Annotated in this window: 1 protein-coding gene; it reads right to left on the bottom strand. The window is 66.0% G+C overall.

Annotated elements, in window-relative coordinates; genetic code table 11:
- Positions 1-20: 20 nt before the first annotated feature.
- Positions 21-1,094, bottom strand: a 1,074-nt coding sequence (locus FXB41_RS40255) for a M16 family metallopeptidase (protein WP_219685705.1), incomplete at its 5' end; no start/stop codon positions are given.

The raw sequence follows: 1,094 nt of genomic DNA, 5'->3' as shown, positions 1-1,094 counted from the left end.
GCGTCGAAGGAAGGGATAGGTCACGAACGCTTCTCCTCGCGTTTGGTGGTCGCGGTGTCCTTGATCAGATAGCCTGTCACTGAGCGCTTCTTCTCGAGCCATTTCTGCGCGACGGTGCGGACCTGCTCGGCGGTGACCGCGCGGATGCGATCTGGCCAGCTCCGGATGTCCTCGATCGACAGGCCCGTGGTCAGTGCGCCGCCATACCAGCGTGCCAGCACCGCCTGGTTGTCCTGGGCGTAGATCGCCTCGGCGATGAGCTGGGTCTTGACCCGCTCGAGATCCTCGGCACGGATCGGATTCTGCGCGATGTCGGCAATGACGCCGTCGACCACCTGCTCGATCTCGGCGAAGCTGACGCCGGATTTGGGCGAAGCCGAGATCGCGAACTGGGTCGGGTCGAGCGAGATGCTCGAATAACTGGCGCTGGCGGAGACCGCGAGCGGCTTGTCGACCACGAGCGCACGGTAGAGATAGGAATTGTTGCCGCTGCCCATTAGCTGCGCTAGCACGTCGAGGGCCGCGCTTTCGCCGGCCGCAGCCGTGGTCGCCGAGGGCACCAGGTAATAGCGCCGCAAGCCGGGTTGCTCGACGCGCGGATCCGCCAGGGTCACGGTGCGCGGCGCCGCGGGCTCCGGCTCCTGCGGGCGGACACGGCGGGCCGGGATCGCGGGTTGGGCCGGGATGGACCCGAAATTGCGCTCCACCAGCGGGCGGATGTCGGCGGCCTCGACGTCGCCGGCGATCACCAGGATCGCGTTGTTCGGCGCATAGAAGCGGCGGTAGAAGGCGAGCGCATCCTCGCGATCGAGCTTCTCGATCTCCTGGTGCCAGCCGATCACCGGCCGGCCGTAGGGATGGTTGAGATAGAGCGCGGCCATGATCTGCTCGTTCAGCCGCGCGTCCGGATTGTTGGCGACGCGCATGTTGTATTCTTCGAGCACCACGTCGCGCTCGGGCAGCACGTTCTCGTCCTTGAGGATCAGGCCGGTCATGCGGTCGGCCTCGAACTCCATCATGGTCGGCAGCTGCTCTTTCGGCACGCGCTGGTAGTAGTTCGTGTAGTCGACCGAGGTCGAGGCGTTCTCGTTGCC

Source organism: Bradyrhizobium canariense (assembly GCF_019402665.1).
In the GTDB taxonomy this organism is placed as follows: domain Bacteria; phylum Pseudomonadota; class Alphaproteobacteria; order Rhizobiales; family Xanthobacteraceae; genus Bradyrhizobium; species Bradyrhizobium canariense.
The sequence above is the reverse complement of the archived record's forward strand: the minus strand, read 5'-3'. Positions and strand labels throughout refer to the sequence as shown.